The 15,998-nt window shown below is 65.7% G+C and carries 15 protein-coding genes; 14 read left to right on the top strand and 1 reads right to left on the bottom strand.

Annotation, left to right across the window (positions count from 1 at the left end; translation table 11 throughout):
• The first annotated feature begins 8 nt into the window (after positions 1–8).
• The 10 genes from coaD to smc all read left to right on the top strand — a co-directional run bounded on the left by coaD (position 9) and on the right by smc (position 9,416).
• Positions 9–497: a pantetheine-phosphate adenylyltransferase gene (gene coaD / locus AYK61_RS06070; protein ID WP_121870163.1), complete on the top strand. Its 489-nt coding sequence runs from the start codon at positions 9–11 to the stop codon at positions 495–497.
• A 119-nt stretch (positions 498–616) separates the two neighbouring features.
• Positions 617–1,408, top strand: coding sequence for a DivIVA domain-containing protein (locus AYK61_RS06065; RefSeq protein WP_121870162.1), 792 nt, complete (start codon positions 617–619; stop codon positions 1,406–1,408).
• A 91-nt stretch (positions 1,409–1,499) separates the two neighbouring features.
• Positions 1,500–2,108 (top strand): DUF177 domain-containing protein, encoded by a 609-nt coding sequence (locus AYK61_RS06060; protein WP_183130181.1) that lies wholly within the window; start codon positions 1,500–1,502, stop codon positions 2,106–2,108.
• Complete coding sequence (gene rpmF, locus AYK61_RS06055) at positions 2,109–2,291, top strand: 50S ribosomal protein L32 (protein ID WP_032397784.1); 183 nt, start codon at positions 2,109–2,111, stop codon at positions 2,289–2,291.
• Between the two features lie 26 nt (positions 2,292–2,317).
• Entirely contained in the window at positions 2,318–3,100 is a 783-nt protein-coding gene (gene rnc, locus AYK61_RS06050; RefSeq protein ID WP_121870161.1) for a ribonuclease III, read from the top strand.
• The gene (mutM, locus tag AYK61_RS06045; RefSeq protein ID WP_121870160.1) at positions 3,100–3,966 is read left to right on the top strand and encodes a bifunctional DNA-formamidopyrimidine glycosylase/DNA-(apurinic or apyrimidinic site) lyase; all 867 of its coding nucleotides are present in this window, start codon (positions 3,100–3,102) and stop codon (positions 3,964–3,966) included. Before rnc ends, mutM begins: the two co-directional genes overlap by 1 nt.
• Positions 3,967–4,057: 91 nt before the next feature.
• A complete protein-coding gene (locus AYK61_RS06040; protein WP_094614370.1) occupies positions 4,058–4,486 on the top strand; it encodes an OsmC family protein in 429 nt (142 codons plus the stop codon).
• The gene (locus tag AYK61_RS06035; RefSeq protein WP_259467947.1) at positions 4,486–5,385 is read left to right on the top strand and encodes an SMP-30/gluconolactonase/LRE family protein; all 900 of its coding nucleotides are present in this window, start codon (positions 4,486–4,488) and stop codon (positions 5,383–5,385) included. The genes AYK61_RS06040 and AYK61_RS06035 overlap by 1 nt, the downstream gene beginning before the upstream one ends.
• Positions 5,382–5,657, top strand: a complete 276-nt coding sequence (locus tag AYK61_RS06030; protein ID WP_121870159.1) for an acylphosphatase — start codon at positions 5,382–5,384, stop codon at positions 5,655–5,657. The genes AYK61_RS06035 and AYK61_RS06030 overlap by 4 nt, the downstream gene beginning before the upstream one ends.
• A 60-nt stretch (positions 5,658–5,717) precedes the next feature.
• Positions 5,718–9,416, top strand: coding sequence for a chromosome segregation protein SMC (smc, locus tag AYK61_RS06025; protein ID WP_121870158.1), 3,699 nt, complete (start codon positions 5,718–5,720; stop codon positions 9,414–9,416).
• Between the two features lie 16 nt (positions 9,417–9,432).
• Here the strand turns inward: smc and AYK61_RS06020 are convergent, their stop codons facing one another.
• A complete protein-coding gene (locus tag AYK61_RS06020; protein WP_121870157.1) occupies positions 9,433–10,065 on the bottom strand; it encodes a pyridoxamine 5'-phosphate oxidase family protein in 633 nt (210 codons plus the stop codon).
• Positions 10,066–10,170: 105 nt separating this feature from the next.
• Here AYK61_RS06020 and ftsY point away from each other — a divergent pair, with 105 nt between their 5' ends.
• The 4 genes from ftsY to AYK61_RS06000 all read left to right on the top strand — a co-directional run bounded on the left by ftsY (position 10,171) and on the right by AYK61_RS06000 (position 15,992).
• Positions 10,171–11,568 carry a signal recognition particle-docking protein FtsY gene (gene ftsY, locus AYK61_RS06015; RefSeq protein WP_121872491.1) on the top strand — a complete coding sequence of 466 codons (1,398 nt, stop codon included), beginning with the start codon at positions 10,171–10,173 and terminating at the stop codon, positions 11,566–11,568.
• A gap of 187 nt (positions 11,569–11,755) precedes the next feature.
• Entirely contained in the window at positions 11,756–13,060 is a 1,305-nt protein-coding gene (locus AYK61_RS06010; protein WP_374700637.1) for an ammonium transporter, read from the top strand.
• A 72-nt stretch (positions 13,061–13,132) separates the two neighbouring features.
• Complete coding sequence (locus tag AYK61_RS06005) at positions 13,133–13,471, top strand: P-II family nitrogen regulator (protein ID WP_019664269.1); 339 nt, start codon at positions 13,133–13,135, stop codon at positions 13,469–13,471.
• Positions 13,461–15,992 carry a [protein-PII] uridylyltransferase gene (locus AYK61_RS06000; RefSeq protein ID WP_121872490.1) on the top strand — a complete coding sequence of 844 codons (2,532 nt, stop codon included), beginning with the start codon at positions 13,461–13,463 and terminating at the stop codon, positions 15,990–15,992. The genes AYK61_RS06005 and AYK61_RS06000 overlap by 11 nt, the downstream gene beginning before the upstream one ends.
• Positions 15,993–15,998 lie beyond the last annotated feature (6 nt).

The following is a 15,998-nucleotide window of genomic DNA, read 5'->3' as shown; positions in this document are numbered from 1 at the left end:
TCGCGGACATGACTGGCGCACTCTGCCCTGGATCCTTCGACCCGGTGACCAACGGTCACCTCGACATCTTCGAGCGTGCCGCCGCCGCCTTCGACGAGGTGGTGGTGACGGTGATGGTGAACAAGAGCAAGAAGGGCATGTTCAGCATCGACGAGCGGATCGAGATGCTCGAGGTCGCAACGGAGCATCTGCCCAACGTCAGGATCGGTTCGTGGTACGGACTGTTGGTCGATTACGCTCGGCAAGAAGGCTTTTCGGCGATCGTCAAAGGTCTGCGCAGTGCCAACGACTTCGACTACGAGTTGCAGATGGCTCAGATGAACAGAACGTTGACCGGTGTGGACACGCTGTTTCTCCCGGCGAATCCTGCGCACAGCTTTCTGTCGAGTTCGTTGATCAAGGAGGTCGCGACCTTCGGGGGAGACGTCACCGGCATGCTGCCGCCCTTCGTTCAGGACCGCCTGCTTGCCCGTATCGCCGAGCGGGCAGCAGAGTAGTTCGAGGAGCGACACACCGAGCCGGTATAGCGCAGACGCACGCGTCGGCGGGCAGACTGAACAGCGCAGCACTGCGAGTGAAGACCGCGCAGTGGCAGATTCGACGATTGGGGTAACCGGTGTACCGCGTATTCGAGGCGCTCGACGAGCTCGTCGCCATTGTCGAGGAGGCGCGCGGCGTTCCGATGACTGCCGGGTGCGTCGTCCCTCGCGGCGATGTCCTGGAACTGCTCGACGACGTCCGCGACGCCATCCCCGGCGAGCTGGACGACGCCCAGGACGTACTGGATCATCGCGACAAGCTCGTCGGCGATGCCAGGGCCACTGCGGAGAAGACGGTCGGCACGGCCAATGCCGAGGCCCAGGACACGGTCGAGAACGCCCGGGATTCGGCCGATCGTATTCTCGCCGACGCCAAGGCCCAAGCAGATCGCATGGTGTCCGAGGCGTCCGCGCACGCCGACCAGCTCGTGGCCGATGCCGAGGCGGAGGCCGAGCGAACGGTGCTCGAAGGCCAGCGTGAGTACGAGGGCCTGACCGTTCGCGCTCGCACCGAGGCCGACCGGATGATCGAGTCCGGCACAGCGTCGTACGAGCGGTCGGTCGCAGACGGCACCGCCGAGCAGAACCGGCTCGTCTCGGAAACCGAGGTCGTCCAGGCAGCCCACGCCGAGTCGGCTCGGGTGATCGACAGTGCGCACGCCGAATCGGATCGGATGCGCAGCGAGTGCGACGTGTACGTCGACACCAAGCTTGCCGAGTTCGAGGAGTTCCTCAGCGGCACCATTCGTTCGGTCGGCCGTGGGCGTCAGCAACTGCGAACAGGTTCCGGTGTGCCGGAATACGGCAGCGAGCCGTACGGCGAATCCGCGTACGGAAGCCCGGAGCAGGGGCGTCGCAGCCGACACTGAACGGCAGCGATTTGCCCTCGTATGCACGCATGCGTACCGTTGTGGGGTTGCTTACCGACAGTAGGCATACCGACAGTAAGGAAGAACAGCCGTGCCCCCGCCCAAGAGAACGACCCGTCCGGAACTGGACGACGGATTCGTTCTGGACATTCTCAACCTCGGTCGTCGACCCGGGTCGACGAAGGCCGTCGAGCGGACGGTTCCTGCTCCTTCCCGAATCGGCCTCGATGCCATTGCCATCGAAGCCGGTGTTCCGGTCTCGCTCGATCTGCAGTTGCAGGCGGTCTCGGAGGGCGTACTCGTCACCGGCTCCGTACGAGCAGTCACCGCCGGAGAGTGCACACGCTGCCTCGACCCGGTCGGTGGCAACGTCGACGTCTACTTGACCGAGTTGTTCGCTTACCCGAACAGCATCACCGAGGAGACCACCGATGCGGACGAGATTCACCGCATCCTCGACGACCTGATAGATCTCGAACCCGTCATTGTCGACGCGGTCGGTCTGGAGCTTCCACTCCACCCCGTGTGCAGCGACGAGTGCGAGGGATTGTGCCCAGAATGCGGCGTTCGCCTGGCGATTGCTGAATCCGGCCACAGTCACGATACAATTGATCCTCGCTGGGCTGGTCTTGCAGCCAAATTTGGCGTGGATCCAGAACCGAGCACAGAACTTGTGAACAACGAAGCCGAGGAGAAGTAAGTGGCTGTCCCGAAGCGCAAAATGTCGCGTTCCAACACGAGGTCGCGTCGTGCACAGTGGAAAACCACTGCGCCCACCCTCGTGACGTGCCCCAACCGCGGTTGCGGCGAGAAGACTCTGCCCCACATCGCGTGCCCCTCGTGCGGCACCTACAAGGGCCGCCAGGTCGTCGCAGCGGTCTGATTTCCGCTTACGTGACAAACGAAGTAGTGGATCGGCACAACAGCGGTTCACAGAAGAATAGCTCCACTGCCGCCAGCGGCGGGGACGACCGGGAGTCGCTCCTCGCCGCTATCGGTGTCTCCCTGTCCGAGCCGCTGCTGACGTTGGCTCTGACGCACCGGTCGTTCGCGTACGAGCACGGTGGTCTGCCGACCAACGAGCGCCTCGAGTTCCTGGGCGATTCCGTCCTCGGCCTTGCGGTGACCGAGCACCTCTACGCGGTGCACCCCACCAAGTCCGAGGGCCAGCTGGCCAAGATCAGGGCGAGCGTGGTCAACATGCATGCCCTGGCCGAGGTCGCGCGTGGACTCGGCGACGGCGGCCTGGGTCGCCACCTGCTGTTGGGCAAGGGCGAGGAACAGACCGGTGGACGCGACAAGCCGAGCATCCTTGCCGACGGCATGGAGTCGTTGCTGGGTGCAATCCACCTCCAGCACGGCATCGACGTCGCGCGCACCGTTGTCCTGACTCTGTTCGCAGGCCTTCTCGATCGAGCTCCCAAGCTCGGTGCAGGGCTGGACTGGAAGACGAGCCTGCAGGAATTGACCGCCGAACGTGCACTCGGCGTTCCCGCGTACGAGATCTCGTCCACCGGACCCGATCACGACAAGGAATTCACTGCCACCGTGTTGGTCGGCGGATTCCCGCGCGGCGTCGGTATCGGTCGGTCGAAGAAGGAAGCCGAACAGAAGGCCGCCAGTCTGGCGTGGAACACGCTGTCGAACAACGACACTGCGATTTCGGCCGAGTCGGCAACCGACGAATCCTGATGCCGGAACTGCCCGAGGTCGAGGTCGTCAGGCTCGGTCTGGAATCTCATGTCGTCGGCAGGACGATGCAGTCGGTCGAGGTGCTGCACCCCCGCGCCGTGCGGCGTCACGATCTCGGTGGTCTCGATCTGATCGGCCAGCTGCGCGGTCAGCGCATCTCCTCGGCTCGGCGGCGCGGGAAGTACCTGTGGCTGGTGATGGAACCCGGCGATTTCGCGACCGTCGTGCACCTGGGCATGAGCGGACAGATGCTGGTGCAGCCGCCGTCCGCCCCGGACGAGAAGCACCTGCGCATCCGGGCACGACTCGACGACGGCACCGATCTGCGCTTCGTCGATCAGCGCACCTTCGGCGGCTGGGCGCTCGCCCCGATCGTCACCGTGGACGGTACCGAGGTACCCGAACCGGTCGCACACATCGCCCGCGACCCGATCGATCCACTGTTCGACGCCGAATCGGTGGTGAACGTGTTGCGCGGCAAGCACACCGAGATCAAGCGAGCACTGCTCGATCAGACCGTGCTCTCGGGCGTGGGCAACATCTATGCCGACGAGGCTCTGTGGCGCGCGAAGATCCACGGTAATCGAATCGCGGAGACCCTGACGCGGCCGGCGCTGCGGCGTCTTCTCACCGCAGTGCACGCGGTGATGGGCGAGGCCCTGGCGCAGGGCGGAACCTCGTTCGACGCGTTGTACGTGAACGTCAACGGCCAATCCGGCTACTTCGACCGTTCCCTCGACGCCTACGGTCAGGAGGGCCTGCCCTGCTCGCGATGCGGAGCCCCGATCAGACGCGAGAAGTTCATGAATCGCAGCTCGTTCAGCTGCCCCACCTGCCAGCCGCGACCCCGCCACGTGCGCGGCTGACACTGCACAGGTCATTCCGCAGGCTCCACTCCTGTTTCAATAGACCATTCCGCGGGCTCCACTCCTGAACAGCCCGCCTAGTATTTCCGTCATGGCAGAACAGAGCACGCCGACCAACCTTTGGGTCGAGCGCACAGGCACCCGTCGCTACACCGGCCGCAGCTCCCGAGGAGCGGAAGTGCTCATCGGGTCCGAGTCGGTGGAGGGTGTCTTCACCCCCGGCGAGCTGTTGAAAATCGCACTCGCGGCCTGCACCGGCATGAGCTCGGACCTACCGCTCTCGCGTCGACTGGGCGATGACTACTCCGCCACCGTCGAGGTGTCCGGTGCCGCCGATCGCGAAAACGAGCGGTATCCGGAACTGAACGAGATTCTCCGAGTCGATCTCAGCGCGATGGACCCCGAGGCGCAGGAGCGTCTGCTCACGGTCGTCGAGCGCGCCATCGACAAGGTGTGCACCGTCGGGCGGACCCTGAAGGCCGGTACGACAATAAACCTGGACATCGACGTGGACGCCTGATGAAAGCCAGGGCAGCCGTGGTAGTCACAGGTCTGCTCCTCGGCGCGGCGACCGCCCTGGCTCCCACCGCGGACGCGTCGAGCAGCTGCACTCCGTGGTCGGTGAGCACGGTGGCGTCGGGATTCGGGATGCTCGAGAATCTCGAGTTCGACGGCCGCGGTTCGATGATCGTGTCCGAGACCTCGCCTGTCGGACCCGGCGCGCTGCGTACCGTGGCGCCGAACGGTGTCCGGGGCACACTCGTTGCCGACGTCGAGTCGCCGGGCGGACTGGTCCGCGACGGCGACACGCTGTATTTCACGACCGGAAACAGCGCTGCCGCAGGGCTTCTCGATACCCGATCCGGCACCGTCGACACGATCGATCTCGGTACAGGGGTCCGGTCGACGTACGCGTCGGGACTGGCGATGCCCAACGGTCTGGCGCGATCGGAGTCGGGTGATCTGTTCACCACTCGCAACCTGGGCACCCTCTCCGGCCTGACGCGCGTTGCGGTCGACGGTTCGGTGTCGACGGTGCGTACCGACCTGGGATCGGCCAACGGCATCGGCATCGGCGAGGAAAAGGTCTACGTGGCCAACACGTTCGATCTCGAGACGACGCTCACCGTGCTCGACGAGAAGGATCCGTCCGGACCATCCGCGCGTATTCGCATCGACGGTGTCGGACCGCTGGCGATGTCGGACGACCTGACCGTCGGCGACGACGGAACGGTCTATCTCGCACAGAATCTCGCCGGCAGGGTAGTCCGTATCGACCCGGAATCCGGATCGTCCTGCGTGATAGCGACCGGCGTTCCACTGACCTCGTCGGTCGCCTTCGGCGGCTCCGGATTCGACGAGGAAGCGTTGTACGCCACCAGTTTCGACGGAACCGTCCGAAAGTTGGCTCGCTCGTGAACGACGAACGGTTGACGGCGTGGGTGCACGGGCTCGTTCAGGGCGTCGGGTTCCGGTGGTGGACTCGCTCGCGCGCACTCGAACTCGGACTCGTCGGTCACGCGACCAACCACGCGGACGGACGAGTCCTGGTGATAGCGGAGGGCCCACGTGAGCGTCTCGAGGCACTCCTGGAATTACTCCGAGGCGGAAAAACCCCGGGCACGGTCACGCTGGTCGTGGAGAGTTGGGACACCGCCCGCGGAGATCTGACGGGCTTCGTCGAACGCTGATCGTCCGTTGCGGGAGGCTCGGCGCACTTTCGGGCAGCGTGCCGGTAAAGTACGGACGCTATGTATCTCAAGAGTCTGACGCTGAAGGGCTTCAAGTCCTTTGCTTCGGCGACGACTCTTCGTTTCGAGCCCGGAATCACCTGTGTCGTCGGGCCCAACGGCTCCGGCAAATCCAATGTCGTGGACGCCCTGACCTGGGTGATGGGTGAACAGGGTGCCAAGGCGTTGCGCGGCGGGAAGATGGAAGACGTCATCTTCGCGGGCACGTCGGGTAGAGCCCCGCTCGGCCGCGCCGAGGTCACTCTGACGATCGACAATTCCGACGGCGCACTGCCGATCGACTACTCCGAGGTCTCGATCACCCGGCGGATGTTCCGCGACGGCGCGGGTGAGTACGAGATCAACGGCAGTTCGTGCCGATTGATGGACGTCCAGGAACTGCTCAGCGACTCCGGTATCGGGCGCGAGATGCACGTCATCGTGGGGCAGGGCCGGCTCGCCGCGATCCTGGAATCGCGGCCCGAGGACCGGCGAGCCTTCATCGAGGAAGCAGCCGGGGTGCTCAAGCACCGCAAGCGCAAGGAAAAGGCCGTCCGCAAGCTCGACGCGATGCAGGCCAACCTGGCGCGGTTGACCGACCTCACGACCGAATTGCGCCGCCAACTCAAGCCTCTCGGGAGGCAGGCCGAGGTTGCGCGTCGCGCGCAGACCGTCCAAGCCGACCTGCGCGACGCCCGGTTGCGGCTGGTGGCCGACGACCTGGTGGCCAGGCGCGAGGAGTTCGCGAACCAGACCCAGGACGAGGAAGCGGCGCGTGAGCAGTACGCGATGGTGCAGGACGCCCTCGAAGCCGGCTCGGTGGCACTCGGCGAACACGAGCAGGCCGTAGCACGGCTGACCCCCAGCGCCGAGGCGGCCGGGCAGACGTGGTTCCGTCTCTCCGCGTTGGCCGAACGGGTGAATGCGACGGTGCGCATCGCGCACGAACGAGCTCGGCATCTCGATGCCGTGCAATCCACCGGTCGGGGACAGGACCCGGACGAGCTCGAAGCGCAGGCCGAGCGGGTCGCCGAAGAAGAAATGGAACTCGTCGAAGCCGTCGAGATGGCACGCGAAACCCTCGAGGCGGCACGAGAGCAGTTGGCCGAGCGCGAGGCTGCGGCATCGGCCGCCGAGCGTGCCCACCTCGCTGCGGTGCGCGCAGTGGCCGACCGCCGCGAAGGTTTCGCGCGCCTGTCCGGCCGGGTCGACACCTTCCGAACCAAGGTCGAGTCGATCGACGCGGAGGTGGAGCGCTTGTCGGTGGCCATCGACGAGGCCCGAGAGCGCGGCGAATCGGCTCAGCGTGAGTTCGAGAGCGTGCAGGATCAGATCGGCACCCTCGATGCGAGTGAACTGAGCCTCGACACCAACTACGAACGAGCTGTCGCCGCGCTTCGACATGCCGACGCCCGAGTGACCGAACTGCAGGCCGAAGAACGCATCGCAGGCAAGAAGGTGGCGTCGTTCGAGGCCAGGATCGAAGCGCTCACGATGGGTCTCGAACGCAAGGACGGTGCCGGGTGGCTGGTGGAGAACCAGCAGGACGGTCTGTCGGGCCTGCTCGCAGGCCATCTCACGGTCGAGCCGGGATACGAGATCGCGGTGGCGGTGGCCATGGGGCCGGCCGCCGATGCCGCACACGCCGAATCGTTCGATGCCGCGCGTGATGCCGTGCTCGCGCTGCGTGCGGCCGACGGCGGCCGCGCGTCCATCGTGCACGGCAGTGTCGTTGCAGCACGATCGGTTCGACGCCCGGACCTCCCGAGTGGGGCTCGATGGGTGCTGGACCTGATCGGGTATCCGGACCGGTTGGCCGCGGCAATGGCGGCCCTGCTCGACGGTGTGGTCGCCGTCGATTCGCTCGACGCTGCCCACCGTCTCGTCTCCGATTCCGGTGAGCTGCGTGCGGTGACCAAGGACGGCGACGTCGTCGAAGCCGGCTGGGTCACCGGCGGCTCGGACCGTCGCCCGAGCACCCTCGAGGTGCAGTCGGCAATCGACACGTCGACGGTGGAGTTGGCGGCGGCGGTCCGCCGCGCGGAGGAACTCGACGCAGCGCTGTCGGGAGCGTTGGAAGAACAACGGGATCGGCGCGAATCGGCCGAGCAAGCGCTCGCGGCGCTCAACGAATCCGACGCTGCGATGGCCGCGGTGTACGAACAGTTGGGCCGATTGGGTCAGCTGGCGCGTTCGGCTCATGCGGAGTCGGCGCGATTGACGACGCAGCGTAGCTCTGCCGAGGCCAGTCGAGAAGAAGCGATTGCGCGGCTGGCCGAGCTCGAGGAAAACCTGCGGACGGCCGAGGACGAGCAATCGGGTTTCGCGGGAGACGGCGAGAGCGGTGACGCTGCGACCACCATGGAACGGGAGATGGCGGCAGCGGCGCTGACCGAAGTGCGTGCCGTGGAGGTCGAAGCTCGGTTGAACGTGCGGACCGCCGAAGAGCGCGCACAGTCCGTACGAGGCCGGGCAGATTCCCTTCGACGGGCGGCGCGAGCCGAGCGGGAGGCCAGGGCGCGAGCCGAGCGCGAGAGCGCAGCGCGGCGGCATGCGGCCGCAGTGGCGGCGGCGGTCGGAGAATCGGGCGAAGAAGTCGCCGCGCGGTTGGCCACGGTCGTTGCGGCCGCGGCACGCAGGCGCGACGAGCTCTCCGCCGAACGAGCAACGCGCACAATCGAACTCGACAAGGTCAAAGAGCAGGTTCGAGCCCTGCAGGGCCAGCTGGCGTCGATCACCGACGCCGTGCACCGGGACGAAGTGGCCCGCGCACAGGCCGCACTGCGGATCGAACAACTCGAGACGACGATTCTGGAGCAGCACGGCATCGGCCTCGACGATCTGGTGGCCGAGTACGGGCCCGATGTGGCCCTGCCGCCCACCGAACTCGAGATGGCCGAGTACGAGGCGGCAAAGGAGCGGGGCGAGCAGGTGGTGGCACCGGCCCCGATGCCGTTCGACCGCGCCACGCAGGAGCAGCGCGCCAAACGCGCCGAGCGTGACCTCGCCACCCTCGGCAAGGTGAACCCGCTGGCCCTCGAGGAGTTCGCTGCCCTCGAGGAGCGCTACAACTTCCTTTCCACTCAGCTCGAAGACGTCAAGTCCGCGCGCAAGGATCTGCTCGGCGTGGTCGCCGACGTCGACGAGCGGATTCTGCAGGTCTTCACCGAGGCCTGGCTCGACGTCGAACGGGAATTCACCGGAGTGTTCGCCAAGCTCTTTCCCGGCGGCGAAGGACGACTGATCCTGACCGACCCGTCGGACATGCTCACCACCGGAATCGAGGTCGAGGCACGCCCGCCCGGCAAGAAGGTCAAGCGGCTCTCGCTGCTCTCCGGTGGCGAGAAGTCGCTGACCGCGGTGGCCATGCTGGTGGCCATCTTCCGCGCCCGACCGTCACCGTTCTACGTCATGGACGAGGTCGAGGCTGCACTGGACGACACCAACCTGCGTCGACTGATCGGACTGTTCGAGCAGCTCCGCGAGAAGTCGCAGTTGATCGTCATCACCCACCAGAAGCCGACGATGGAAGTGGCCGATGCGCTGTACGGCGTCAGCATGCGCGGCGACGGCATCACCACCGTCATCTCGCAGCGGTTGAACCGAGAACGTGTCGCAGTGGACGCACTGCAGCCGGATACAGCCGAGCCGGAAACAGCCGAGCCGGAAACGCCCGAGTCGGGCGCGGCACCTGTCGTCGAGCCCGACACCGTCTCCTGAGATTCGTCCTTCGTGGCTACTGCTGCGGGTAGAGCTGCTCGGCGTAGGACGGCCCGTAGTACTCGCGCAGTTCCTCCACCGTCTCGGGTGCCTGCGGAATCAACGCCTTCGTCAGCGCGGCGACGTCGGGGAGGGCATCGGCATCCCAGGTCTCGGGCTGCCACAGCTTGGATCGCATGAACGCCTTCGCACAGTGGTGGAACACCTCCTCGATGTCGACGACGAGGCACATGATCGGGCGATGACCCTTGACTCGGAGCTCGTCGAAGAACGGGGCGTCGGTGACCAGGGAGGCTCGACCGTTGATGCGGAGGGTGTCGCCGCGGCCGGGTACGAAGAAGTTCAGCCCGACGAACGGGTTCTCGAGAATGTTGCGATAGCCGTCCATCCGGCGGTTGCCCGGCCGCTCGGCGAGAGCGATCGTGGCGTCGTCGAGGACGTGCACCAGACTGCCGGGCGGATCGCCCTTGGGAGAGACGTCGCATCGCCCGCTCGCGTCGGAGGTCCCGAGGAGGCAGAACGGTGATGCAGCGAGCCACTGCACGTCCAGTGGGTGCAGCGCGCGTCGGTCCTTGTTGGCGGCTCGAAAGCTCGGCTCGCCGAATATCTCGGTCAGTTCTGCGGCGTCGCGCACCGTGGTCCACTCCATGACCGTGAATGCTATCGACACCGACTCCCGGGCGGGAAGCGCATTTTTCACGGTCGGTGCACCACCGGTGACGATCTGCCGCGATCGCCTGAGAGGATGTTCTACGTGAGTAACCAAGCGTGGATCATCGTCGCGGCGATCGCTGCCGTCCTGCTCGTCGTCCTCGTCGTCGGGCTGGTGCTTTCCCGTCGCCGGAGAGTGTCCCTCAAGTCGGACGAGGCACCGCGAATCGAGGACGCGGCTGCCAAGGACAGATCCGGTGGCTACACCGCGGGCAGCGGTTTCTCCTTCAGTCAGGGAACGGCGACGGCCGAGCCCGTAGTCCCGAAGGCCCCCAAGCCGGCCGAGCCGAAGCCGATCGAGGCCGAGCCGGTCGAGAACATCCCCGTCGACTCCACTCCGGTCGAGCCGCCGCCGGTGGTTCCCACGCCTGAACCGGTCGAATCGGAGACCGTCTGGATCGAGCCGGAAGTGCTCGAACCCGAGGCCCCGGCGACCGATGTCACCGTCGCCGAGCCTGTTGCGCCCGAGCCTCCGGTAGCCGACACCGTTGCTCCTGCGCCTCGCCGCTTGGACACCATCGACCCGACCGAGGGACGGCTCGACCGTCTCCGTGGCCGGCTTGCACGATCTCAGTCCGCGGTGGGCAAGAGCCTGCTGGGCCTGCTCGGCGGCGGTGACCTGGACGAGGACTCGTGGGAAGAGGTCGAGGACACCCTGCTGATCGCCGATATCGGTTCGGCGACCACCGCAGAGATCATGCGCACGCTGCGTGAGCAGATGGCGGCGCGCAGTATTCGCACCGAAGCCGACGCCAGAGCTCTGCTGCGCGAGATCCTCGTGGCGCAGCTGCACCCCGAGTTCGACCGGTCGATTCGTGCTCTTCCCCACGACGGCGCACCCGCTGTGTTGCTGGTGGTCGGAGTCAACGGCACCGGCAAGACGACGACCACGGGCAAACTGGCTCGCGTGCTGGTCGCGGACGGGCGGCGGGTGTTGCTCGGTGCCGCCGACACGTTCCGCGCAGCTGCGGCCGATCAGTTGCAGACCTGGGCCGAGCGAGTGGGTGCCGAGGTGGTCCGCGGCAAGGAGGCCGCGGATCCGGCCGCTGTCGCCTTCGACGCGGTGAGCAAGGGAATCGAGAACGGCGTCGACGTGGTTCTGATCGACACCGCGGGACGGTTGCACACCAAATCGGGTCTGATGGACGAACTGAGCAAGGTCAAGCGAGTCATCGAGAAGCGGGCCCACGTCGACGACGTTCTGCTCGTTCTCGACGCAACCGTGGGCCAGAACGGACTGACGCAGGCCCGTGTCTTCGCCGAGATCGTGAACATCACGGGAGTCGTTCTGACCAAGCTCGACGGAACCGCGAAGGGTGGCATCGTTTTTCAGGTGCAGCGTGAGCTCGGAGTGCCCGTCAAGCTCGTCGGTCTCGGTGAAGGTGCCGACGATCTGGCACCGTTCGAGCCCGGGGCTTTCGTCGACGCACTGCTCGGCTGATGCTGACTCTCGAGTAGTTCGCAAACCGGGGCAAAAGCACAAACGCCAGCACGAAACCTTTTTGCAACAGAATTCGGTCATGCGTTCACATATCCGAAACACGCGAGTGTCACGGATGAAACCTCGTGAAACCACTCTTCTTGCGTAACGGCGCGCCAACCGGTGTGCAGGAGAATGGAGGGTGTACGTGAGTCCCGAGGATATGTTGGCCAACTCCGGCAACGCCGCGTGGATGCTGATGGCAGCATCGCTGGTACTGCTGATGACGCCGGGCTTGGCGTTCTTCTACGGCGGTATGTCGCAGTCGAAGTCCGTGTTGAACATGATGATGATGTCGTTCGGAGCGATGGCTGTCGTCTCGATCATCTATTTCCTGTGGGGCTGGTCCATGTCCTACGGAACCCAGGACATCGGCGGTGTCTTCGCCAACCCGTTCGAGTTCTTCGGACTCAAGGATTCGATCACCGATGCGGACGGTAACTACATCGTCGGCGCTTGGGGCTACGCCAACATCATCGATGTGGCATTCCAGGTCACCTTCGCCATCATCACGGTGGCACTGATCAGCGGCTCGATCGCCGGTCGCGTCAAGTACGGCACCTGGCTCGCCTTCTCCGGCATCTGGGTCACCCTCGCCTACTTCCCGATGGCCCACATGGTCTGGGGTGGCGGACTGCTCTCCGGATCCGAGAACGGCCTGGCGGCAATGATCTTCGGAACCACCGACGACGGTGACGGTGGACTCGTCGCCAGCGTCGCTCCGATCGACTTCGCAGGTGGCACCGTGGTGCACATCAACGCCGGTATCGCAGGCCTGATTCTGGCGATCATCATCGGCAAGCGCGCCGGCTTCGGCAAGGTCGCCTACCGCCCGCACAACCTCCCGTTCGTCATGCTCGGCGCAGCCCTGCTCTGGTTCGGCTGGTTCGGGTTCAACGCAGGTTCCGCCTTCGCCGCCGACGGCATCGCCGGTGTGGCCTGGGTCAACACCACCGCAGCCACGGCAGCCGCGATCGTGGGCTGGCTCATCACCGAGCGCATTCGTGACGGACACGCCACGAGCCTCGGCGCTGCCTCGGGCATCGTCGCAGGTCTGGTCGCCATCACCCCGGCCGCAGGCACGCTCACGCCGGTCGGTGCCATGATCCTCGGCGTCATCGCCGGTGTGCTCTCCGCACTTGCTGTCGGACTGAAGTTCAAGTTCGGCTACGACGACTCGCTCGACGTCGTGGGCGTTCACCTCGTCGCAGGCCTGTGGGGAACGATCGGAATCGGCTTCCTCGCATCCGAGACCGGCCTGTTCTACGGCGGCGACTACAAGCAGCTCGTCGTGCAGATCGTCATCGCACTGTTCGCCCTGGTCTTCACCGCCATCGTCACCGCGGTCGTCGCGTTTGCGCTCAAGCCTCTCGGCTGGCGCGTATCGGACGAGGAGGAGGCCAACGGCATCGACGAAGCCGAGCACGCCGAGACTGCATATGATTTCGCCTGACAAGGTAGAGATAGACGTGAACGCTGCACCGTACGACAACGGGCACTCGAGGTCTTGTGAAGGGAAGCAAAAATGAAGCTGATCACGGCAATCGTCAAACCGTTCACCCTGGAGGACGTCAAGACGGGGCTGGAGCAGGCCGGCGTACTCGGAATGACAGTCAGTGAAGTTCAGGGTTACGGCCGCCAGAAGGGCCACACCGAGGTGTACCGAGGTGCTGAGTACTCGGTCGACTTCGTCCCGAAGGTCCGTGTCGAGGTAGTCGTCGACGACGCCGCTGTGGAGAAGGTCGTCGAGGTCATCGTCGAGGCCGCTCGCACGGGCAAGATCGGTGACGGCAAGGTCTGGGTTTCCCCGGTCGACTCGGTCATCCGAGTGCGCACCGGAGAACGTGGCGCTGATGCACTCTGACCCCAAAGGGTCTCGGGCCGTGGGCCCCGGTTCTGGCGCGAAAGCGTCAGGGTCGGGGCCTTCGGTCTCCACGGGCTCCGCATCGAAGGGCACGAGCGATGCTGCAGCAGATCTCGCTCGGGCCAGAAAACAACTACTCGACGGCGGAACACGCAATCGTCGCCTCGATGCACCCTCGCTGCGGCAGGCTCTGGTCGATCTCCACGAGTTCTGGCTGACCACCAAAGGTGCCGAGCTCGGGATCAAACCGGACTCCGGTTTCGCGATCGTCGCCGTCGGCGGTCTCGCTCGTCGTGAACTGCTGCCGTATTCGGATCTGGACCTGATACTGCTGCACGACGATCTCGACCCACGCATCGTCTCCGATGTCGCCGACAAGCTCTGGTACCCGCTGTGGGACGCACACATCAAGCTCGACCACAGCGTGCGAACGGTGCCGCAGGCTCTGCAGGTCGCTGCAGCCGACATGACGGCATCGCTCGGAATGCTGGAGGCGCGTCACATCGCCGGTGACGTCGAATTGAGCAATCTCCTCATCGGCGGCGTACGTCGCCAGTGGCGCAACGGTATTCGAGGGCGTTTCGACGAGCTGATCGAGCAGACCCGCGGGCGGTGGTCGCGCAGCGGTGAGATCGCACACCGCGCCGAACCCGATCTCAAGAGCGGCCGCGGGGGACTGCGCGACGTCCAGTTGCTCGACGCTCTCTCCATTGCGCAGTTGACCGACGGTATGCCCGGGCTCGGACCCGAATCGCCCGGTGGCGGTTTGGCGTTCGCGCACGGCCGTCTGTTGGACGTGCGCACCGAACTGCACCGCGTCGCCGGTCGAGCACGAGATCAACTGCGGGCACAGGATGCCGACGAGATCGGGGCCGCGCTGCGAATCGGTGACCGCTTCGATCTCGCTCGCGTACTGAGCGATTCGGCCCGCACCATCAGCTACTCGGTCGACGTCGGGCTGCGCACTGCCGGCAATTCGCTTCCCAGACGTGGCCTTTCGCGACTGCGTCGAGTTCCGGTCCGGCGGCCACTGGACGAAGGTGTCGTCGAACACGGCGGCGAGGTCGTTCTCGCCCGCGACGCTCGACCGAACAAGGACCCCGGCCTGATCATGCGCGTCGCCGCTGCCTCGGCGCAGACCGGCATGCCGATGTCTGCCTCGACCTTGAACCGGCTGTCCGACAGTGCGCCCGAGCTTCGGGAGCCGTGGCCCAAGGAAGCCCTCAACGATCTGCTCGTGTTGCTCGGATCGGGTCGCAAAGCCATTTCGGCCATCGAAGCGCTCGACCGAACCGGACTGTGGGGCAGGCTCATTCCTGAGTGGGGCGCGGTACGCGATCTACCGCCGCGAGACGCCGTGCACACGTGGACAGTCGATCGTCATCTGGTCGAAACTGCCGCCTACGCAAGCGCATTGACCACCCGAGTTGCGCGCCCGGACCTGTTGGTGCTCGGCGCGCTGATACACGACATCGGCAAAGGACGCGGCGGCGACCACAGCGTCGTCGGCGCCGATCTGGCCATCCAGATCGGCAACAGGCTCGGACTGTGGCCGTCCGACGTGGCACTGCTGACGGCGATGGTGAGATACCACCTGCTGCTGCCGGAGACCGCCACCAGACGCGACCTCGACGACCCCGCAACCGTGCAAACCGTCGTCGACGCCCTCGGTGCCGACACCATTCTCCTCGAGCTGCTTCACGCACTGGCAGAGGCGGACTCGCTCGCCACCGGCCCCGGGGTGTGGGGCGATTGGAAGGCCTCGCTCATCCGTGAGCTCGTGCGTCGCTGTCGATTGGTGATGGCGGGAGAGAGCCTTCCCTCCCCGGATCCACTCGACCCGGCACACATCGAACTCGCAGCGCGGGGAGGCGTCCACGTCGACATCGCGCCGACCGACGGGCTGCACACCTTCGTCGTCACCGTCATCGCCCCCGACACGCCCGGGCTGCTCTCCGACGCCGCGGGAGTACTCGCACTGCATTCGCTGCGTGTGCTCTCGGCCTCCCTCGGCAGTCACGAGGGGTCGGCGATCAACTCGTTCGACGTCGCGCCGCTGTTCGGAGCCCCGCCACAGGCCGGTCTGCTGCGGCAGGAAATAATCCGGGCTCAGGCTGGCGAACTCGACCTCGTCGCCGTGCTCGACGCCAAGGAACGCGATGCCAGAGCCGAAGCCGTCGAGGACGACGCAGAGGATTCGGCAGTCCCGGTTCTCTACGCTCAAGCTCCGCCTCGCGTGCTGTGGTTCGACGACAACGAACCAGGTCAGGTAGTACTCGAACTACGAGCAGAGGACCGGCTCGGTCTGCTCTGCCGATTGGCCAGTGCAATCGAGCAGCAGGGATCGGACATCCGGTGGGCCCGCGTCTCGACCCTGGGCAGCTCGGTGGTCGACTCCTTCTGCATCGACTTGGCGGGAGCAGACAGCAGGGCGGTCCGCGAAGACCTCGAGCGAGCGATCCTCGCGGTCGTACCCGCCCCGGAACCGCCCAAGCCCCCGGAAAAGCCGGAAGGCACCTGACCGCGA

The organism is Rhodococcus sp. SBT000017 (genome assembly GCF_003688915.1).
Lineage (GTDB): Bacteria > Actinomycetota > Actinomycetes > Mycobacteriales > Mycobacteriaceae > Rhodococcoides.
This window is presented reverse-complemented; position numbering and strand designations above follow the sequence as displayed.

Bases quoted from the DNA above. Each gene is read 5' to 3' on its own strand.
- coaD (WP_121870163.1), top strand. From the start codon at position 9: ATGACTGGCGCACTCTGCCCTGGATCCTTCGACCCGGTGACCAACGGT.
- mutM (WP_121870160.1), top strand. From the start codon at position 3,100: ATGCCGGAACTGCCCGAGGTCGAGGTCGTCAGGCTCGGTCTGGAATCT.
- AYK61_RS06040 (WP_094614370.1), top strand. From the start codon at position 4,058: ATGGCAGAACAGAGCACGCCGACCAACCTTTGGGTCGAGCGCACAGGC.
- AYK61_RS06035 (WP_259467947.1), top strand. From the start codon at position 4,486: ATGAAAGCCAGGGCAGCCGTGGTAGTCACAGGTCTGCTCCTCGGCGCG.
- smc (WP_121870158.1), top strand. From the start codon at position 5,718: ATGTATCTCAAGAGTCTGACGCTGAAGGGCTTCAAGTCCTTTGCTTCG.
- AYK61_RS06020 (WP_121870157.1), bottom strand. From the start codon at position 10,065: ATGGAGTGGACCACGGTGCGCGACGCCGCAGAACTGACCGAGATATTC.
- AYK61_RS06005 (WP_019664269.1), top strand. From the start codon at position 13,133: ATGAAGCTGATCACGGCAATCGTCAAACCGTTCACCCTGGAGGACGTC.
- AYK61_RS06000 (WP_121872490.1), top strand. From the start codon at position 13,461: ATGCACTCTGACCCCAAAGGGTCTCGGGCCGTGGGCCCCGGTTCTGGC.